The organism is Pseudomonas sp. 478 (assembly GCF_003254125.1).
In the GTDB taxonomy this organism is placed as follows: domain Bacteria; phylum Pseudomonadota; class Gammaproteobacteria; order Pseudomonadales; family Pseudomonadaceae; genus Aquipseudomonas.
Genome location: NZ_QKZG01000016.1, coordinates 82,910 through 101,859 on the forward strand (window position 1 = coordinate 82,910; position 18,950 = coordinate 101,859).

At 60.1% G+C, this 18,950-nt stretch carries 15 protein-coding genes; 13 read left to right on the forward strand and 2 right to left on the reverse strand.

What is annotated here, in order from left to right; all coding sequences use genetic code 11:
• Positions 1–102 precede the first annotated feature (102 nt).
• Together DFS28_RS26455 and DFS28_RS26460 are read right to left on the reverse strand one after the other, a co-directional pair.
• A complete protein-coding gene (locus DFS28_RS26455) occupies positions 103–714 on the reverse strand; it encodes a glutathione S-transferase N-terminal domain-containing protein (RefSeq protein WP_111452106.1) in 612 nt (203 codons plus the stop codon).
• A gap of 76 nt (positions 715–790) precedes the next feature.
• Positions 791–1,711, reverse strand: coding sequence for a MurR/RpiR family transcriptional regulator (locus tag DFS28_RS26460; protein ID WP_008153867.1), 921 nt, complete (start codon positions 1,709–1,711; stop codon positions 791–793).
• Between the two features lie 311 nt (positions 1,712–2,022).
• Here DFS28_RS26460 and iolC point away from each other — a divergent pair, with 311 nt between their 5' ends.
• The 13 genes from iolC (at position 2,023) to DFS28_RS26525 (ending at position 18,887) form a co-directional block, all read left to right on the forward strand.
• Positions 2,023–3,960, forward strand: a complete 1,938-nt coding sequence (iolC, locus tag DFS28_RS26465) for a 5-dehydro-2-deoxygluconokinase (RefSeq protein ID WP_111452107.1) — start codon at positions 2,023–2,025, stop codon at positions 3,958–3,960.
• 99 nt (positions 3,961–4,059) lie between these two features.
• A complete protein-coding gene (gene iolE, locus DFS28_RS26470) occupies positions 4,060–4,953 on the forward strand; it encodes a myo-inosose-2 dehydratase (RefSeq protein ID WP_111452108.1) in 894 nt (297 codons plus the stop codon).
• Entirely contained in the window at positions 4,950–5,759 is an 810-nt protein-coding gene (iolB, locus tag DFS28_RS26475) for a 5-deoxy-glucuronate isomerase (RefSeq protein WP_111452109.1), read from the forward strand. Before iolE ends, iolB begins: the two co-directional genes overlap by 4 nt.
• Positions 5,760–5,802: 43 nt before the next feature.
• Positions 5,803–7,305 (forward strand): CoA-acylating methylmalonate-semialdehyde dehydrogenase, encoded by a 1,503-nt coding sequence (locus tag DFS28_RS26480; protein ID WP_111452110.1) that lies wholly within the window; start codon positions 5,803–5,805, stop codon positions 7,303–7,305.
• Between the two features lie 24 nt (positions 7,306–7,329).
• A complete protein-coding gene (locus DFS28_RS26485) occupies positions 7,330–8,151 on the forward strand; it encodes a TIM barrel protein (protein ID WP_111452111.1) in 822 nt (273 codons plus the stop codon).
• Between the two features lie 148 nt (positions 8,152–8,299).
• Positions 8,300–10,231: a 3D-(3,5/4)-trihydroxycyclohexane-1,2-dione acylhydrolase (decyclizing) gene (iolD, locus tag DFS28_RS26490; protein WP_111452112.1), complete on the forward strand. Its 1,932-nt coding sequence runs from the start codon at positions 8,300–8,302 to the stop codon at positions 10,229–10,231.
• Positions 10,232–10,264: 33 nt separating this feature from the next.
• The gene (locus DFS28_RS26495) at positions 10,265–11,275 is read left to right on the forward strand and encodes a Gfo/Idh/MocA family protein (protein WP_111452114.1); all 1,011 of its coding nucleotides are present in this window, start codon (positions 10,265–10,267) and stop codon (positions 11,273–11,275) included.
• A 132-nt stretch (positions 11,276–11,407) separates the two neighbouring features.
• Entirely contained in the window at positions 11,408–12,460 is a 1,053-nt protein-coding gene (locus DFS28_RS26500) for a Gfo/Idh/MocA family protein (protein WP_111452188.1), read from the forward strand.
• Between the two features lie 156 nt (positions 12,461–12,616).
• Complete coding sequence (locus tag DFS28_RS26505; RefSeq protein WP_111452115.1) at positions 12,617–13,543, forward strand: sugar ABC transporter substrate-binding protein; 927 nt, start codon at positions 12,617–12,619, stop codon at positions 13,541–13,543.
• A 70-nt stretch (positions 13,544–13,613) separates the two neighbouring features.
• Positions 13,614–15,179: a sugar ABC transporter ATP-binding protein gene (locus DFS28_RS26510; protein WP_111452116.1), complete on the forward strand. Its 1,566-nt coding sequence runs from the start codon at positions 13,614–13,616 to the stop codon at positions 15,177–15,179.
• 146 nt (positions 15,180–15,325) lie between these two features.
• Positions 15,326–16,348 carry an ABC transporter permease gene (locus DFS28_RS26515; RefSeq protein ID WP_008153855.1) on the forward strand — a complete coding sequence of 341 codons (1,023 nt, stop codon included), beginning with the start codon at positions 15,326–15,328 and terminating at the stop codon, positions 16,346–16,348.
• Positions 16,349–16,676: 328 nt separating this feature from the next.
• Positions 16,677–17,081, forward strand: coding sequence for a TraR/DksA family transcriptional regulator (locus DFS28_RS26520; protein WP_007907888.1), 405 nt, complete (start codon positions 16,677–16,679; stop codon positions 17,079–17,081).
• Between the two features lie 201 nt (positions 17,082–17,282).
• Positions 17,283–18,887: a methyl-accepting chemotaxis protein gene (locus DFS28_RS26525; protein WP_111452189.1), complete on the forward strand. Its 1,605-nt coding sequence runs from the start codon at positions 17,283–17,285 to the stop codon at positions 18,885–18,887.
• Positions 18,888–18,950: the final 63 nt, after the last annotated feature.

Sequence of the window (18,950 nt, forward strand, 5' to 3'; positions counted from 1 at the left end):
GCTCCCACAGTGGATCTTCAGCGAACCCAAAGTGAGCGACACAGATCAAATGTGGGAGTGAGCCTGCTCGCGATGAGGGCATATCAGGCACAAAATATCCATCTACTCAATCGGCGTACTGACAAATTCCTCAAGCCTTTCGGCATATGCGGTAAACGCACTGATCTGTGGAAACCGATTCTCATCCACCTGATCCGGCACCACCAGACGGGTGAAACTCCATGCCACCGCCAACGTAATCCCGTCTTGAGCAATCGTCCCGTCAGTCTTCAGCGGCTGCATTTCCAGCTCCCGCTCCAGCGCCGAATAGGCGGCCGCCAATTGCCCTTCGACCCGCTCCACCCACGGCTCAAACTGAATCTCCGCTGGTCGCAGGTTGCGTTCGTAGTAGAGCTGTACGGACTTTTCGCACGCCGCCAACGCCAGGCCGATCAGGCGCAACGAGCGCAAGCGCTGCTTCAGGTCCCTGGGCATCAGGCTGTTGCTAGGGCCGGCCAAGGCTTCGAGGTAGTCGAGGATCAGCGTCGAGTCGATCAACACCTCACCGTCATCCAGCACCAGGGTGGGCGCCTTGACCACCGGGTTGATCTGCTGGAATTGCTCGAAATGCCGAAACACCGACACCGACTGGTGTTCCAGTGGGATGCCAAGGCGTTTGGCAGAGATGGCGACGCGCCGCACGTACGGTGAATCCAGCATGCCGATCAGCTTCATTGAACCGCTCCTTCAGATGTCCATTTCGGGATGGACAACCTTAGTTTAGCTTCAGCGAGCTGCAAACGGCGTGGCGCTAATCCTCGAAGCCGACCTGTTCGTGAATCTCATCGACCTTCAATTCCAGCCGATAGGCCACGGCGATAAACAGCGCCTGGCACAGGCACAGCGTTGCACTCAACGAACGGAAGGCAAACGAACTGCCTTCGTTGACCAGCAGCACGGTGTTGGCGCGCTTGGCCAAGGGCGAGAGGTTGCTGTCGGTGATGATCAGGGTTTTGGCCTGATGGTGCTGGGCAATGCGCAGGCAGTGCTGGGTTTCCTTGCCGTAGGGGGTGAAGCTGATGGCGATCACCAGGTCATTGGCGCGCACGCTGCGCATCTGCTCGCGGTAGCTGCCGCCGAGCCCCGAAACCAGATGGATACGCTTGTTGGTGTGTTGCAGGTTGTAGACCAGGTAGTCGGCCACCGCGAATGAACGGCGCACCCCGACCACGTAGATGTTGTCGGCATTCACCACCAGGTCGACGGCCTTGTCGAAAGCCTGATCATCGAGTTCCAGCCCCAGGCGTTCGATGCCCGACAAAGTCGCATCGATGCACTCGCGCGCCAGGTCGCCGCCGCTGGCCTTCTGCGACTTGTTGGCGATCATGCTGCGAATGCGCTGCTGGTAGTTCTGCACCGGCGTGGTCTTGTGGGTATAGGCCTCGCGGAACAGCGCCTGCATTTCGCTAAAGCCACTGAAGCCGAAACGCTGGGAAAAACGCACGATCGCCGACGGGTGCACTTCGCACTCGCGGGCGATGTCGCTGATGCGGTCGACCATGATCCGGTCGCTCTGCTGGCTCATGTAACTGGCGATGCGTTTGAGCTGGCGCGGCAGGCTTTCGTATTCGTTGGTGATCAGCTGCAGCAGACGCTCGGCGTTGATCGGGGGGCTGACGAGATCGCTGTCGGGCGTGCTCTCGGTCGTCGCCGGCTGATCGGTGCGGGTCATAAGGAATCCTTCTGGCTTGTTCTTATGGGGACGACAGAGAGCGTCATCCCCTGACAATAGGTTGGCTGTGCGCAGTCTACAGGGTAGGCCGGAATAAAATCTTGAGCGTGCGGTCAGTACGAGGTGTGCTGAAACGATGCACTGCCTCTGAAACGCCTGTGCCAAAGTTTATTGGAAAAAATATTCCACGTAAAAAATATTTAGAATAATTATTGATTGTTCGGCCCCGGACGTTTTAGTCTGCATCCACCAAGAGTGTTCGGCGCGGCCATCGCCCCGAACACAGGCTGATAAAAATAACAGGAGCCAGCATGGGCCAGACTCGTTTTGCCAGTGGGCGTCAATTGGATCTGATTTGCCTGGGGCGCCTAGGCGTCGACCTCTATGCGCAGCAAGTCGGGGCGCGGCTGGAGGATGTGAGCAGCTTCGCCAAATACCTCGGCGGATCGTCTGCCAACATCGCTTTTGGCACCGCTCGGCTGGGCCTTAAATCGGCGATGCTGAGCCGGGTAGGGGACGACCACATGGGCCGCTTCCTCGTTGAATCCCTGACCCGCGAAGGTTGCGATGTCCGCGGCATCAAGGTCGATCCGGAGCGCCTGACCGCCATGGTCCTGCTGGGCCTCAAGGATCGCGAAACCTTTCCCTTGGTCTTCTACCGCGAAAACTGCGCCGACATGGCGCTGCGGGCCGAAGACATCAGCGAAGCCTTTATCGCTTCCAGCAAAGCCTTGCTGATCACCGGCACCCATTTCTCCACCGACGGCGTCTACAAGGCGAGCATCCAGGCGCTGGATTACGCCGAGAAGCACAACGTCAAACGGGTGCTGGACATCGACTATCGCCCGGTACTCTGGGGCCTGGCCGGCAAGGCCGACGGCGAAACCCGTTTCGTCGCCGACCAGAACGTCAGCCAGCATGTGCAGAAAATCCTTCCGCGTTTCGACCTGATCGTCGGCACGGAAGAAGAGTTTTTGATTGCCGGCGGCTCCGAGGATTTGCTCACCGCGCTGCGTAACGTGCGCCGCCTGAGCGCGGCGACCCTGGTAGTCAAGCTCGGTCCACAAGGTTGCACGGTGATTCACGGAGTGATCCCGGAACGTCTTGAAGACGGCGCCATTTATCCCGGCGTTCGGGTGGAAGTGTTGAATGTGCTGGGGGCCGGCGATGCCTTCATGTCGGGCTTCCTCGCCGGTTGGCTGGAAGACGCGAGCGACGAGCGCTGCTGCCAGTTGGCCAATGCCTGTGGCGGTCTGGTGGTGTCGCGCCATGCCTGCGCGCCGGCCATGCCGACCCGCGCCGAACTCGACTATCTGTTTAACAGCCCGGTGCCGATTACCCGGCCGGATCAGGACGCGGTGTTGCAGCGTCTGCATCAGGTTAGCGTGCCGCGCAAGCAGTGGAAGCAACTGTTCATTTTTGCCTTCGACCATCGCGGGCAACTGGTGGAACTGGCGCACAAGGGCGGTCGCGACCTGAACGCCATCGGCGAACTCAAGCAACTGTTTATAAAGGCTGTGGAGCGGGTCGAAGCCGATTTGCGTGAGCAGGGCATCGAGGCCGATGTCGGGCTGCTGGCTGATCAACGCTTCGGCCAGGACTCGCTGAACGCCGCCACCGGCCGTGGCTGGTGGGTGGCGCGTCCGGTGGAAGTGCAGGGTTCGCGGCCATTGGCTTTCGAACATGGGCGCTCCATCGGCAGCAACCTGATCGCCTGGCCGCAGGAACAAATCATCAAGTGCCTGGTGCAATTCCACCCCGACGATGAACCGCTGCTGCGACTGGAGCAGGAAGCGCAGATCAAGGGTTTGTACCAGGCCTCCCAGGTCAGCGGTCATGAGCTGCTACTGGAAATCATCCCGCCCAAGGATCATCCGTCGACCCATCCGGACGTGCTGTATCGCGCGCTCAAACGCCTCTACAACCTGGGCATTTACCCGGCGTGGTGGAAGATCGAAGCGCAGAGCGCCGAGGAGTGGAAACAACTCGACGAATTGATTCAGGAACGTGATCCGTACTGCCGAGGCGTGGTGTTGCTGGGGCTGAATGCACCGGCAGCGGCATTGGCCGAAGGGTTTCAACAGGCCAGTCAGAGCCAGACGTGCCGCGGGTTTGCAGTCGGCCGGACGATTTTCCAAGAGCCGAGCCGCGCGTGGATGGCCGGTGAAATCGACGATGAAACGTTGATCCGCCAGGTGCAGGGCACGTTCGTTGAACTGATCGATGCCTGGCGCACAGCCCGCGCATGACGCAACACCGCAAAACCAATGTGGGAGCGAGCCTGCTCGCTCCCACAAGGGTCCAGCGTCGTTCTTACTGATTTGTGTAAAACAATAAAAGGTGCAGCCATGCCCGCTATTCGAATTGGCATCAACCCGATCTCCTGGAGCAACGACGACCTGCCGTCCCTCGGTGGCGAGACGCCGCTGAGCACCGCCCTGAGCGAAGGCAAGGAAATCGGCTACGAAGGTTTTGAACTCAACGGCAAATTCCCCAAGGACGCCAAGGGTGTCGGCGATGTACTGCGCCCTTACGACCTGGCGCTGGTGTCCGGCTGGTATTCCAGCCGTCTGGCCCGTCGCTCGGTGGCCGAAGAAATCGACGCCATCGGCAGCCATGTCGAGCTGTTGGCCAAAAACGGCGCCAAGGTGCTGGTGTATGGCGAAGTCGCCGACTCCATTCAAGGTCAGCGCATTCCTCTGGTTGAACGCCCGCGTTTCCACACCGAACACGCCTGGCAGGAATACGCCGACAAGCTCACCGAACTGGCGCGCTTCACCTTGTCCCAAGGCATGCGCCTGGCCTACCACCATCACATGGGCGCCTACATCGAATCCCCGGCGGACATCGACAAACTGATGGCGTTGACCGGCAGTGAAGTCGGTTTGCTGTTCGATTCGGGCCATTGCTACATGGGTGGCGGCGAACCGTTGCAGGTGCTGCGCAAACACATCGAACGCATCTGTCACGTGCATTTCAAGGACGTGCGCAAACCGGTGGTGCAACTGGCCCGCAACAATCTGTGGAGCTTCCCGGACTGCATCATCAACGGCACCTTCACCGTGCCCGGCGATGGCGATATCGATTTCGGCGCCTTGCTCGACGTGCTGCTGGCGGCCGGTTACCACGGCTGGCTGGTGGTCGAAGCGGAACAGGATCCGGCGGTGGCGCCCAGTTATGTCTACGCCAAAAAAGGCTACGACACCTTGCGTGCGCTGCTCGACGAGAGGATTGCATTATGAGCCTGCTGGTCAAAAGCAACGCCCGTGGCCGGACCATGGTCGAGCTGGGTAAAGGTGAGCTGGAATACGTCGGCTTTGCGGCTTACCGCTTGGGTCTGGGCGAGACCTTGCCGGTGTCGGCCGGTGATAAAGAGTTGTGCCTGGTGCTGCTCAGCGGCCGGGTCAGCATCAAGGGCGAAGCGCCGGGGCAGGGCGCGTTCGACTGGGACAACATCGGTGATCGTCAGTCGGTGTTCGAAGACAAATCACCCTTCGCCGCGTACTTGCCTCCCGGCAGTCAGGCGCAAGTGGTCGCGCTCAGCGATGTGCAAATCGCCGTGTGCGCCGCGCCCGGTTCGACCACCAACGGCCTCGGCCCACGGCTGATCAAACCCGACACCATGAAGCGCAGCGTACGCGGCAAAGGCGCCAACACCCGTTACGTCTGCGACATTCTGCCGGACACCGAGCCGGCCCATTCGCTGCTGGTGGTGGAAGTGCGCACGCCGTCGGGTCACTCGTCGAGCTACCCGCCGCACAAGCACGACACCGACGACCTACCGCACCAGAGTTTTCTCGAAGAAACCTATTACCACCAGATCAACCCGCCCCAGGGCTTCGTGTTCCAGCGGGTGTACACCGATGACCGCAGCATCGATCAGGCCATGGCCGTGGAAAACAGCGATCTCGTGGTTGTGCCCAAAGGCTATCACCCGGTCAGCGTGCCGTACGGCTACGAGTCGTACTACCTGAACGTGATGGCCGGACCCAAGCGCGTCTGGCAGTTCCATAACGATCCGCAGCACAGCTGGCTGCTTGATCTCTGAACTAAAAGCCTGAATTCCAACCTCTGCACGGAGAACACGATCAATGAGCAACGCCCCGATCATCGGCCATTACATCCACGGTCAAGTGCAAGACAGCAGCAGCGAACGGTTCAGCAACGTCTTCAACCCGGCCACCGGCAGCGTCCAGGCGCGCGTCGGGCTGGCCAGCCAGAAGACCGTCGACGAAGCCGTCGCCTCGGCCTTGAAAGCCTTTCCTGCCTGGTCCGAACAATCGTCCCTGCGCCGTTCGCGGGTGATGTTCAAGTTCAAGGAATTACTCGACCAACATCACGATGAACTGGCCGAAATCATCAGCCGCGAACACGGCAAGGTGTTTTCGGACGCCAAGGGCGAAGTCACCCGGGGCATCGAAATCGTCGAGTACGCCTGCGGTGCGCCGAACCTGCTGAAAACCGAGTTCAGCGACAACATCGGTGGCGGTATCGATAACTGGAACCTGCGTCAGCCACTGGGCGTGTGTGCCGGCGTCACGCCGTTCAACTTCCCGGTGATGGTGCCGCTGTGGATGATCCCGCTCGCGCTGATCACCGGTAACTGCTTCATCCTCAAACCGTCCGAGCGCGACCCGTCCGCCAGTGTGCTGATGGCCCGTCTGTTGAGCGAAGCCGGTTTGCCGGACGGTGTGTTCAACGTGGTTCAGGGCGACAAGACCGCCGTCGACGCGTTGTTGCAACACCCGGACATCGAGGCGATTTCCTTTGTCGGCTCGACGCCGATTGCCGAGTACATCCACCAGCAAGCCACCTCCCGCGGCAAGCGCGTGCAGGCGCTGGGCGGGGCGAAGAATCACATGATCGTCATGCCGGACGCGGATCTGGATCAAGCGGCGGATGCCTTGATCGGCGCCGCTTATGGCTCGGCCGGCGAGCGCTGCATGGCGATTTCGATTGCCGTGGCGGTGGGCGATGTCGGCGACCAGCTGATTGCCAAACTGTTGCCGCGTATCGATCAGCTCAAGGTCGGCAACGGTCTGAAGGGCGACAGCGACATGGGGCCGTTGGTGACTGCCGAACACAAGGCCAAAGTCGAAGGTTTCATCGACGAAGGCGTGACCCAGGGCGCGCAACTGATTGTCGATGGCCGCAATTTCAAGGTGCCGGGCGCCGAGAACGGTTTCTTCGTTGGCGCGACGCTGTTCGATAACGTCACGACTGAGATGAGCATCTACCAACAGGAAATTTTCGGCCCGGTACTGGGCATCGTGCGGGTGCCGGATTTCGCCAGCGCCGTCGCGTTGATCAACGCCCACGAATTCGGCAACGGCGTGTCCTGTTTCACCCGCGACGGCGGCATCGCCCGGGCCTTTGCCCGCACCATAAAAGTCGGCATGGTCGGCATCAACGTACCGATTCCGGTGCCGATGGCCTGGCACTCTTTCGGCGGCTGGAAACGCTCGCTGTTCGGCGATCACCACGCTTACGGCGAAGAAGGCATCCGCTTCTACAGCCGCTACAAAAGCGTGATGCAACGTTGGCCTGACAGCATTGCCAAGGGCCCCGAATTCAGCATGCCGACGGCCAACTGATTCACTGTGCGGAGAACAACAATAATGAGCAAACCCCTGCGTTTCGCCCTGAACCGTATGGTCGCCCCACGTTTGTCCCTGCCCGCGTTCATCGAGTTGGCGGTGACCCTCAAGGCCGACGCCATCGAAATTCGCAACGACCTTAAAGGCGTCGAGATTGAAGACGGCACCGCCCCCGAGCGCGTCCGGGAGTTGTGTGCCGCCAAAGGCATTACCGTGCTGTCGATCAACGCGCTGTATCCGTTTGATGTGTGGAATGACGAGCGCCGCGCACAGGCCTTGAAGCTGGCCGCTTATGCCCGTGATTGCGGCGCTCAAGGGTTGGTCATGTGCCCGCTCAATGACCGTGCCGACCCGCGTAACGAGGCTGCACGCGCTTCGGGTCTGCGCACGGCGTTGACTGAACTGGCGCCGATCCTGCGCGAACACGGCATTCTCGGTTTCATCGAACCGCTGGGTTTCGAAGAGTGCTCGCTGCGCCGCAAGCGCACGGCGGTGGACGCAATCAAGGCCATCGGCGGGCTGGATGTGTTCCGTCTGGTTCACGACACCTTCCACCATCACCTGGCCAGCGAACATGAGTTCTTCCCCGAGCTGACCGGGTTGGTACACATCTCCGGAGTCGAAGATGCCGAAGCACCGTTGGCGACCATTCGCGACGGCCATCGGGTGCTGGTGGGCGAGGGCGACATCCTCGGCAACGCGGCGCAAATCGACACCTTGCTCAGCAGCGGTTACAGCGGCTACCTGTCGTTCGAACCGTTTGCCGACAGCGTCCATGGCCTGGCGGATCTCCAGCAGGCGATCGGCGCGAGCATGGATCACCTGCAAAAATCCCTGGCCTGACACTGTTATCAGGTTGATGGAGATCCAGTGTGGGAGCGAGCCTGCTCGCGATTGCAGTGTGTCAGGCAACATCAATGTTGAATGTGCCGCCATCATCGCGAGCAGGCTCACTCCCACAAGGGTTTCTTCGTTTATTGAAGGATCGGTTATGACTACGACACGACTGACCATGGCCCAGGCCCTGGTGAAATTCCTCGATAACCAGTACATCGAGGTCGATGGGGTTCAAAGCAAATTCGTCGCCGGGGTCTTTACCATTTTCGGCCACGGCAACGTGTTGGGCCTGGGTCAGGCCCTGGAACAGGACAGTGGCGACCTGATCGTCCATCAGGGTCGCAACGAGCAAGGCATGGCCCATGCGGCCATCGGTTTCGCCAAGCAACACCTGCGGCGCAAGATCTACGGCTGCTCTTCATCCGTAGGCCCAGGCGCGGCGAACATGCTGACCGCCGCCGCGACGGCGACCGCCAACCGCATTCCCTTGCTGCTGTTGCCCGGCGATGTCTATGCCTGTCGCCAGCCGGACCCGGTGCTGCAACAGATCGAGCAGTTCCACGACCTGAGTATCAGCACCAACGACGCGTTCAAGGCCGTGAGCAAATACTGGGACCGCATCAACCGTCCCGAGCAACTCATGACGGCGGCGATCCACGCCATGCGCGTGCTCACCGACCCTGCCGAAACCGGCGCGGTGACCCTGGCCTTGCCGCAAGATGTGCAAGCCGAGGCCTACGACTACCCCGATTATTTCCTGCAAAAACGCGTGCACCGCATCGAACGTCGTCCGGCGACTGAAGCGATGCTCGGTGATGCGCTGGCGCTGTTCAAAGGCAAGCGCAAGCCGCTGATCATTTGCGGTGGCGGTGTCAGATACTCTGGCGCCAATGCCGCCTTGCAGGCGTTTGCCGAGCGCTTCGATATTCCCTTCGCCGAAACCCAGGCCGGCAAGAGTGCGGTGGTGTCCAGTCATCCGCTGAACGTTGGCGGGATTGGTGAAACCGGTTGCCTGGCGGCGAATCTGTTGGCCCGGGATGCGGATCTGATCATCGGTGTCGGCACCCGCTACAGCGATTTCACCACCGCGTCGAAATCCCTGTTCCAGCATCCGGACGTGCAATTTCTCAACCTGAACATCAGTCCGTGCGATGCCCTGAAGCTCGACGGCGTGCAACTGCTGGCGGATGCCAAAGTCGGCTTACAAGCCTTGGCTGAAGCCTTGGGCGATTACCGTTCTGCGTGGGGCGATCAACCGCGTCAGGCCAAGGCGCAACTGGACGAGGAAGTCGACCGTCTCTATCAGGTCGAATACCAGAGCAAAGACTTCATCCCGGAAATCAACGACCACATGGACCCAGCGGTGTTGCGCGAATTCATCGAGCTGACCGGTTCCTGCCTGACCCAGAGCCGCGTGCTCGGTGTGCTCAATGAAACCCTCGCCGATGACGCCGTGATCGTCGCCGCCGCCGGCAGCCTGCCCGGCGACTTGCAGCGCAGCTGGCGCAGCAAGGGCGTGAATACCTATCACGTCGAGTACGGCTATTCCTGCATGGGTTACGAGGTCAACGCCGCACTGGGCGTGAAACTCGCCGAGCCGGATCGCGAGGTCTATGCGCTGGTCGGCGACGGCTCTTACATGATGCTGCACTCGGAGCTGGCGACCTCGATTCAGGAGCGACGCAAGATCAACGTGGTGTTGCTGGACAACATGACCTTCGGTTGCATCAACAACCTGCAGATGGGCAACGGCATGGATAGCTTCGGCACCGAATTCCGGTTCCGCAATCCGGAAACCGGCAAGCTCGACGGTGGTTTCGTGCCGGTGGATTTCGCCATGAGCGCGGCGGCCTATGGCTGCAAGACCTACAAAGTGAACACGGTTGAGGAACTGCAAGCCGCATTGGCCGATGCGCGCTTGCAGACGGTGTCGACGCTGATCGACATCAAGGTTCTGCCCAAAACCATGATTCACGGCTACCTGTCGTGGTGGCGGGTCGGCGTGGCGCAAGTCTCCACCAGCGCCCGCACCGATGCAGTGGCCAAGACCCTGAATGAACGACTGGCCAAGGCCCGTCAGTACTGATTGCTCTACAAAAATTCCAACAGGAGAACAGACATGTCTTTGAAGCTTGGCGTCATCGGCACCGGGGCCATCGGCCAGGACCACATTCGTCGTTGCAGCCAGACCTTGCTCAATAGCCAGGTCGTTGCGGTGACCGACATCAACTTGCAGCAAGCGGCGAAGGTCGTTTCCGACTTGAAGCTGACCGCCGAGGTTTATCCCGACGGCCACGCGCTGATCAAGGCGCCGGAAGTCGAAGCGATCCTCGTTACCTCCTGGGGCCCGAGCCACGAAGCGTTCGTGCTGGCGGCGATTGCGGCGGGTAAGCCGGTGTTCTGCGAGAAGCCGCTGGCGGTCACCGCTGAAGGCTGTCGCAAAATCGTCGAAGCCGAAGTGGCCCACGGCAAGCGGCTGGTGCAGGTTGGCTTCATGCGTCCGTACGACGAAGGCTATCGGGCACTCAAAGCGGTGATCGACAGCGGTCAGATTGGTGAGCCATTGATGTTGCACTGCGCGCACCGCAACCCGACCGTGGGCGAGAACTACAAGACCGACATGGCGATTACCGACACGCTGATCCATGAACTGGATGTGCTGCGCTGGTTGCTCGACGACGATTACGTGTCGGTGCAAGTGGTGTTCCCACGCAAAAGCAGCAAGTCCCTCGCGCATTTGAAAGACCCGCAGATCGTGCTGCTGGAAACCGCCAAGGGCACGCGCATCGATGTGGAAGTGTTCGTTAATTGCCAATACGGCTACGACATCCAGTGCGAAGTGGTGGGGGAGACCGGCATCGCCAAACTGCCGGAGCCGTCGCAGGTTCAGTTGCGCAGCGGGGCGAAGTTGTCCAATGCGATTTTGATGGACTGGAAGGATCGGTTTATTGCCGCGTACGACGTTGAGTTGCAGGCGTTCATCGATGGTGTGCGGGCCGGGCAGGTCGGTGGCCCGTCAGCGTGGGATGGCTTCGCCGCTGCCGTCGCAGCAGACGCGTGCATCGAAGCACAGAACAGCGGGGCCATCGTCACAGTTGCCCTCCCTGACCGCCCACACTTCTACGGCTAACCCCCGGTAATGATCGTTCCCACGCTCTGCGTGGGAATGCAGCCCGGGACGCTCGGCGTCCCAAAAGCGGACGCAGAGCGTCCATTGATGCATTCCCACGCAGAGCGTGGGAACGATTATCAGGAGAACAATATGCGTATCGGACTTGTCGGTTACGGCCAAGGCGGCCGGTTTTTCCATGCTCCGCTGATCAGCAGTTTGCCGGCGGCGACGTTCGTGGGTGTGGTCACCCGTTCACCGGAACGCCGACAGTTGCTGGCGGCCGAGCACCCTGGGGTGCTGGCGTTCGACAGCATCGGCCAACTGGTGGAGGCCGGGATCGATGTGCTGGTGGTGTCCACCCCGCTCAAGGGGCGTCCGGCACTGGTGCTCGATGGTATCGAACACGGTGTGGCGGTGGTCAGCGACAAACCGTTCGCCGCCGATGCGCAGCAAGCTCAAACCCTGATCACCATGGCCGAGCGCCAGGGTGTGCAGCTCAGCGTCTACCAGAACCGTCGCTGGGATTCGGACTTCCTGACCGTGCGCAAACTCATCGAATCCGGTGCGCTGGGCCAGGTCACCCGTTTCGAATCGCGGATCGAGCGTTACTCACCGCAGGCGGTGAACAACGGCAGTGGCGGCGGCTTCCTGCGCGATCTGGGCAGCCATCTGGTGGATCAGGCGTTGCTGTTGTTCGGCCCGGTGACACGGGTCTACGCCGAGCTGGATTACCTGGAAAAAGGCCAGGCCTTCGATAACGGCTTCTTTATGTCCCTGACCCATGCCAGTGGCGTCACCTCCCACTTGGGTGGCAGTTGCCTGCAAAACACCCCCGGCCCGCGCTTTCGGGTGACCGGCAGCCAAGGCTGTTACAGCGTCGATGGCCTGGACGGGCAAGAAGCATCGGCGCTCGCCGGGCTCTCGCCGAAATCCGAAGGTGAACGCTGGGGCGTTGAAGAGCATCGCCGCTGGGGCTGGTTCGAACAGGGCGAAGTGCGCGAGCGGGTGCCCTCCGAGCGCGGTTGCTGGAATCAGTTCTATTTACAGCTACAAACCGCGTTGCAGAGCGGTGGCCCACTGCCTGTGGATGCCCGTGATGCACTGGCGACCACCCGCGTTCTAGACGCTGCGCGACTGAGCGCCGAGCGGCATCAAGTGGTGGAATTGAGCCCGCTCAAGAGCCATGGAATAAAATCAGAATAAAATTCTAAAATGAGTTGATATAGAAATTATATTCTAATAGAGTCATTTCCAGCGACCTGCCTCGCAACCTGTTTCAACCCTTTTCCCGCTTGCCTGCTTACTGAAATCGTCACGCCTCATCCATAAAACCAACAAGAATGTGGAGAAAGACTTTTCATGAAGACCAAGATCCGCTTCGCCTCGCTTGCCTTGTCCCTGATGTTCGCCAGTGGCGCGGCGCTCGCCGATATGAAGATCGGCGTCAGCATGTCCCAATTCGATGACACCTGGCTGACCTACCTGCGCGAATCCATGGACAAGAAAGCCAAGTCCTATCCCGAGGGCGTGCAGCTGCAATTCGAAGACGCCCGCAGCGACGTGGTCAAGCAGTTGAGCCAGGTCGAAAGCTTCATCAGCCAGAAGGTCGATGCCATCGTGGTCAACCCGGTGGATACCGCCGCCACCAAGAAAATCACTGAAGCCGCCGTCAAGGCCGGCATCCCGCTGGTCTACGTCAACCGCCGCCCCGATGACTTGAAGCTGCCCAAAGGCGTGGTCACTGTCGCCTCCAACGATCTGGAGGCCGGTGAAATGCAGATGCAATACCTGGCCGACAAGATGGGCGGCAAGGGTGACATCGTGATTCTGCTGGGCGACCTCGCGAACAACTCCACCACCAACCGCACCAAGGGCGTCAAAGACGTTCTGACCAAATACCCGAACATCAAGATCGAGCAAGAGCAGACCGGTATCTGGTTGCGGGACAAGGGCATGACCCTGGTCAACGACTGGCTGACCCAGGGCCGCAAGTTCGACGCGGTCATCGCCAACAACGACGAAATGGCCATTGGTGCTGCGATGGCCCTGCAACAGGCCGGCGTCGAGAAAGGCAGTGTGCTGATCGCCGGTGTCGACGGAACGCCGGACGGTCTGAATGCGATCAAGAAAGGCAACATGGCCGTCTCGGTGTTCCAGGACGCCAAGGGTCAGGCGGACGGTTCGATCGACACCGCCGTGAAAATGGCCAAAAACGAGCCGGTTGAACAGGCCGTGTGGGTGCCATACCGCTTGATCACCCCGCAAAACGTCGACACGTTCAAATAGCCCGTCCGTTCAATAACAACAATAAACACGCAAGGTTGCGACCGCGACCTTGCTGATGGAGTACCTGATCATGTTCGCTTCAGCGACTGCTTCGAGCACCCCGTTGGTGGGTATCCAGCCAGCTGCAACACCTGTCGATGAGCCGTACCTGCTGGAGATCATCAACGTCAGCAAGGGATTTCCCGGTGTGGTGGCCTTGTCCGATGTACAGCTTCGGGTACGCCCCGGTTCCGTGCTGGCCCTGATGGGCGAAAACGGCGCGGGCAAATCCACCCTGATGAAAATCATTGCCGGCATCTATCAGCCGGACGCCGGTGAATTGCGCCTGCGGGGCAAACCGGTGGTTTTCGAAACGCCACTGGCAGCACTCCAGGCCGGGATCGCGATGATCCACCAGGAACTCAACCTGATGCCGCACATGAGCATCGCCGAGAACATCTGGATCGGCCGTGAGCAGCTCAACGGTTTCCACATGATCGACCACCGTGAAATGCATCGCTGCACGGCGAAACTGCTGGAACGCCTGCGGATCAACCTCGATCCTGAAGAGCTGGTCGGCAACCTGAGCATCGCCGAACGGCAGATGGTCGAGATCGCCAAAGCTGTGTCCTACGATTCCGACATCCTGATCATGGATGAACCGACCTCGGCCATCACCGACAAGGAAGTCGCGCATCTGTTCTCGATCATTGCCGACCTCAAGAGTCAGGGCAAAGGCATCATCTACATCACCCATAAAATGAACGAAGTGTTCAGCATCGCCGATGAAGTGGCGGTGTTCCGTGACGGCGCCTACATCGGCCTGCAACGTGCCGACAGCATGGACGGCGACAGCCTGATTTCGATGATGGTCGGCCGCGAGCTGAGCCAGTTGTTCCCGGTGCGTGAAAAGCCGATTGGCGATCTGCTGCTGTCGGTGCGCGACCTCAAACTGGAGGGCATTTTCAAGGATGTGTCTTTCGATCTGCATGCCGGCGAGATCCTCGGCATCGCCGGGTTGATGGGCTCGGGGCGGACCAACGTGGCCGAAGCAATTTTCGGCATCACCCCGAGCGACGGTGGCGAAATGCGTCTCGACGGCGAAGTGGTGCGCATCAGCGATCCGCACATGGCGATCGAGAAGGGCTTCGCGCTACTGACCGAAGACCGCAAGCTCAGCGGCCTGTTTCCGTGTCTGTCGGTGCTGGAGAACATGGAAATGGCGGTGTTGCCACATTACGCCGGCCACGGTTTCATCCAGCAAAAAGCCCTGCGCGCCTTGTGCGAGGACATGTGCAAGAAGCTGCGGGTCAAAACCCCGTCGCTGGAGCAGTGCATCGACACCTTGTCCGGCGGTAATCAGCAGAAAGCCTTGCTGGCGCGCTGGCTGATGACCAATCCACGGGTCCTGATTCTCGACGAGCCGACCCGCGGTATCGACGTCGGCGCCAAGGCCGAGATCTACCGGCTCATTTCCTACCTGGCCAGCGAAGGCATGGCGGTGATCATGATTTCCTCGGAACTGCCGGAAGTGCTCGGCATGAGCGACCGGGTGATGGTCATGCACGAGGGCGACCTGATGGGCACCCTCGACCGCAGCGAAGCGACCCAGGAACGAGTGATGCAATTGGCCTCGGGCATGTCCGCGGTTCACTAAATCAAGGGTGGACGCAGTTTAGGGGTGAGTAGGAATTCTGTGGTGAGCAGGGATTCTGTGGTGAGGGGATAAATCCCCTCACCACAGCAGCTCCCTAGCCACAGGGTATGTATTCGATGCCGGATTTTTTAGAAGGGTGAGTGTTTATGAACGCGATACTGGAAAACAAGCCAGCAACCGCACCGGTCAAGAGTCGCCGGCGCTTTCCGACCGAGTTGAGTATTTTTCTGGTGCTGATTGGCATCGGCCTGGTTTTCGAAGTGTTTGGCTGGATCGTGCGCGACCAGAGCTTCCTGATGAACTCCCAGCGTCTGGTGCTAATGATTCTGCAGGTGTCGATCATCGGCCTGCTGGCGATCGGCGTGACCCAGGTCATCATCACCACGGGTATTGACCTGTCTTCCGGCTCGGTGCTGGCGCTGTCGGCGATGATCGCTGCCAGCCTGGCCCAGACGTCGGACTTCGCCCGGGCGGTGTTCCCGTCGCTGACTGACTTGCCAGTGTGGATCCCGGTAATTGCCGGGCTCGGGGTGGGGCTGCTGGCAGGGGCGATCAATGGCAGCATCATTGCCATCACCGGCATCCCGCCGTTCATTGCCACTCTCGGCATGATGGTCTCGGCCCGTGGCCTTGCGCGTTACTACACCGAAGGCCAACCGGTGAGCATGCTCTCGGATTCCTACACGGCAATCGGACACGGCGCGATGCCGGTGATCATTTTCCTGGTGGTCGCGGTGATCTTTCACATCGCCCTGCGTTACACCAAGTACGGCAAGTACACCTACGCCATCGGCGGCAACATGCAGGCGGCGCGTACCTCGGGGATCAACGTCAAGCGGCATCTGGTGATCGTCTACAGCATCGCCGGGTTGCTGGCAGGCCTGGCGGGTGTGGTGGCGTCGGCACGGGCCGCGACCGGGCAGGCCGGGATGGGCATGTCTTATGAGCTGGACGCGATTGCCGCGGCAGTGATCGGCGGCACCAGCCTGGCCGGCGGAGTAGGGCGCATCACCGGCACGGTCATCGGGGCACTGATCCTCGGGGTCATGGCCAGCGGTTTCACCTTCGTCGGCGTCGATGCCTACATTCAGGACATCATCAAAGGCCTGATCATCGTGGTGGCAGTGGTCATCGATCAGTACCGCAACAAGCGCAAACTCAAGCGCTGAGCCACAGATAAAGCAGCCAATGCGCCACGCCTGACCCGCGTGGCGTAACCATTTGTCTTCTATATACAGCCGCTCGATTGAATTTCTTGCTATAAACGCACTCCGATAACCACTGCAAAGACTGCCATAGAGTACTTTCAGGGCTTTGTCGGACGAATTCGCTGTCTTTTCAGTTGCTGAGGCCTCAAGTCGGCCTTAGACTGCCGCCCCTCGTAAATTGAGTGCCGGGTGGCGCTTGGAATTAAACGGCGCCGTTCCAATGGCCGACCCAGGTCCGCCGGAACGCTCCCTAATTCGCCTTAATGCACGTTTTTTTATAGAGATATCAATGACAAAGGACAAGTTGCTGGCCATGCCGGCGGATGACTACATGAATGCCGAGCAACATGCTTTTTTCTCTGAGCTGTTGCAGAACATGAAAGTCGAAACCCATGAGCGCATCGAACAGAACCGCATCGCCATCGAAAGCCTGGACACCCCGGCCGATCCGGCCGACGCTGCTTCTGTTGAAGAAGAGCGCACCTGGCTGGTGAACGCGATCGATCGCGACCAGCGCATGCTGCCTCAGTTGGAACAGGCTCTGGAACGCATCAAGGAAGACAGCTTCGGCTGGTGCGACGACAGCGGCGAGGCCATTGGCCTGAAGCGCCTGCTGATCAGCCCGACCACCAAGTACTGCATCGAAGCTCAAGAGCGTCACGAACAGATCGACAAGCACCAGCGTCAGGCCTGATTTCGTAACGCCCCGCATCGCGGGCAAGCCTCACTCCTGTCAGGAGCAAGGCTTGCCCGCGATGCTTTTTTTCGTCTGCGAAAAACCCGCGTGCTTCTATTGATCTGCTGCAATACCCACTACTAATGGACCATAGATAATGGCCTTGTAGTGGCGTTTAATGCCGATACAACAATTAGAATTATGGGTGGGGTGACGAAGATGACGCGTGACGGATCTCTGGTTGCAGCAGCGTCTGCACCCGTGCTTTTGCCGAAAAACCTTTGGCTGACGCCGACCCTGCAAAGCATCGCCCTGATGCTCTTGTTGTGCGGCATGACGCTGGGCGGCTGGTCGCTTTACCTTGGCCTGCCATTGGCGGTGCTGGTGATCTGGCTACCTCGCTTACGCTCGCGCGCCATCCCTGAGGCAACGCCCATCGACAGCGCCAGCGCGATTGCCGAGTTGACTCGCGATCTTTCCTACACCACCAGTCATAACGCGTTGTCTGCCGCCGGTGTGGCCTTTTCGGTCAAGCAACTGGCCGACAAACTGCAGTCGCAGCTCGGTGCCGCGGCGCAGATTGTCAGCAACGCCGAAGTGATGATCGCGACCGAACAAGCCACCTCGACACTCAGCCGGGAAGCGCTCAGTGCGGCCAGTGAGGCTCATCGGAGCAGCGCGGCGGGACGTACGGAGCTGATCGAGTCCATCGCCCGTATGCATCAACTCAGTCAGCGCGCCAGTAACAGCCGTGAACTGATCGAAGCCCTGAGCCTGCGCAGTGATGATATCCAACGGGTCACCCTGGTAATCCAGTCCATCGCCAGCCAGACCAATCTGCTGGCATTGAACGCGGCTATCGAGGCGGCGCGGGCCGGCGAGCATGGTCGCGGATTTGCGGTGGTGGCCGATGAGGTTCGCGGTCTTGCCGCGCGCACGGCGACGGCCACCGGCGAAGTCGGGGAAATGGTCGCTGATATTCAGCACCGTACCGCGCAAGTGGTGGAGCAGATCCGTGAACTGTCCAGCGACCTCGACACCGGTGTCGAGCAGGTCGAGCACACCGGTCAGCACTTGGAGAACATTGCGCGTCTGGCTGCCGGCGTCGAAAGCCAGGTCGGGGAAATCGCCAGGGGCGCCGACACCAACCGCGAACAACTCGATAGCCTGTTTCATGCCATCGAACAAATGCGCAGCGATCTGGCGATCAGTGATCAACAGACCCAGCGCCTGGCCCAAGCCGCCGTGCAAATGGAAGGTCAGGCCGAAACCATCAGCGAACGCCTCGCCGAAGTCGGGCTGGATGACTATCACCAGCGGGTTTATGACCTGGCCCGTGAAGGCGCGAGTCAGATCGCAGCGCGTTTCGAAGCGGATATCGATGAGGGTCGCGTCAGCCTCGATGACCTGTTTGACCGCAATTACCAAACCATTCCCGGCACCAGCCCCGCCAAGTACCAGACCCGCTTCGATCGCTACGCCGATCAGGTCTTGCCGGCGATCCAGGAGCCGTTGTTGCCGCGTCATGAAGGCCTGGTGTTCGCCATCGCCTGTACGCAGCAGGGCTATGTGCCGACCCACAACAAGGTCTTCAGCCAACCCCTGACCGGTGATGCGCAGGTCGATACCTTGCAGAACCGCACCAAACGCAAATTCGCCGATCGCACCGGGATTCGCTGTGGCAGCCATCAACAGGCCGTACTGCTGCAAACCTATACCCGCGACACTGGTGAACTGATGCACGACCTTTCGGTGCCCATCATGCTCAAGGGCCGGCATTGGGGTGGTTTGCGGTTGGGCTATAAACCCGAAAATCCTCGCTAGACGCGCGATGCCGGCTTTTGTGGCGAGGGGATTTATCCCCGTTGGGTCGCGAAGCGGCCCCAA

What these genes read in the sequence shown, in the direction of transcription:
- DFS28_RS26455 (WP_111452106.1), bottom strand. Translation starts at nt 714, where the DNA reads ATGAAGCTGATCGGCATGCTGGATTCACCGTACGTGCGGCGCGTCGCC.
- DFS28_RS26460 (WP_008153867.1), bottom strand. Translation starts at nt 1,711, where the DNA reads ATGACCCGCACCGATCAGCCGGCGACGACCGAGAGCACGCCCGACAGC.
- iolC (WP_111452107.1), top strand. Translation starts at nt 2,023, where the DNA reads ATGGGCCAGACTCGTTTTGCCAGTGGGCGTCAATTGGATCTGATTTGC.
- iolE (WP_111452108.1), top strand. Translation starts at nt 4,060, where the DNA reads ATGCCCGCTATTCGAATTGGCATCAACCCGATCTCCTGGAGCAACGAC.
- iolB (WP_111452109.1), top strand. Translation starts at nt 4,950, where the DNA reads ATGAGCCTGCTGGTCAAAAGCAACGCCCGTGGCCGGACCATGGTCGAG.
- DFS28_RS26480 (WP_111452110.1), top strand. Translation starts at nt 5,803, where the DNA reads ATGAGCAACGCCCCGATCATCGGCCATTACATCCACGGTCAAGTGCAA.
- DFS28_RS26485 (WP_111452111.1), top strand. Translation starts at nt 7,330, where the DNA reads ATGAGCAAACCCCTGCGTTTCGCCCTGAACCGTATGGTCGCCCCACGT.
- iolD (WP_111452112.1), top strand. Translation starts at nt 8,300, where the DNA reads ATGACTACGACACGACTGACCATGGCCCAGGCCCTGGTGAAATTCCTC.
- DFS28_RS26495 (WP_111452114.1), top strand. Translation starts at nt 10,265, where the DNA reads ATGTCTTTGAAGCTTGGCGTCATCGGCACCGGGGCCATCGGCCAGGAC.
- DFS28_RS26500 (WP_111452188.1), top strand. Translation starts at nt 11,408, where the DNA reads ATGCGTATCGGACTTGTCGGTTACGGCCAAGGCGGCCGGTTTTTCCAT.
- DFS28_RS26505 (WP_111452115.1), top strand. Translation starts at nt 12,617, where the DNA reads ATGAAGACCAAGATCCGCTTCGCCTCGCTTGCCTTGTCCCTGATGTTC.
- DFS28_RS26510 (WP_111452116.1), top strand. Translation starts at nt 13,614, where the DNA reads ATGTTCGCTTCAGCGACTGCTTCGAGCACCCCGTTGGTGGGTATCCAG.
- DFS28_RS26515 (WP_008153855.1), top strand. Translation starts at nt 15,326, where the DNA reads ATGAACGCGATACTGGAAAACAAGCCAGCAACCGCACCGGTCAAGAGT.
- DFS28_RS26520 (WP_007907888.1), top strand. Translation starts at nt 16,677, where the DNA reads ATGACAAAGGACAAGTTGCTGGCCATGCCGGCGGATGACTACATGAAT.
- DFS28_RS26525 (WP_111452189.1), top strand. Translation starts at nt 17,283, where the DNA reads ATGACGCGTGACGGATCTCTGGTTGCAGCAGCGTCTGCACCCGTGCTT.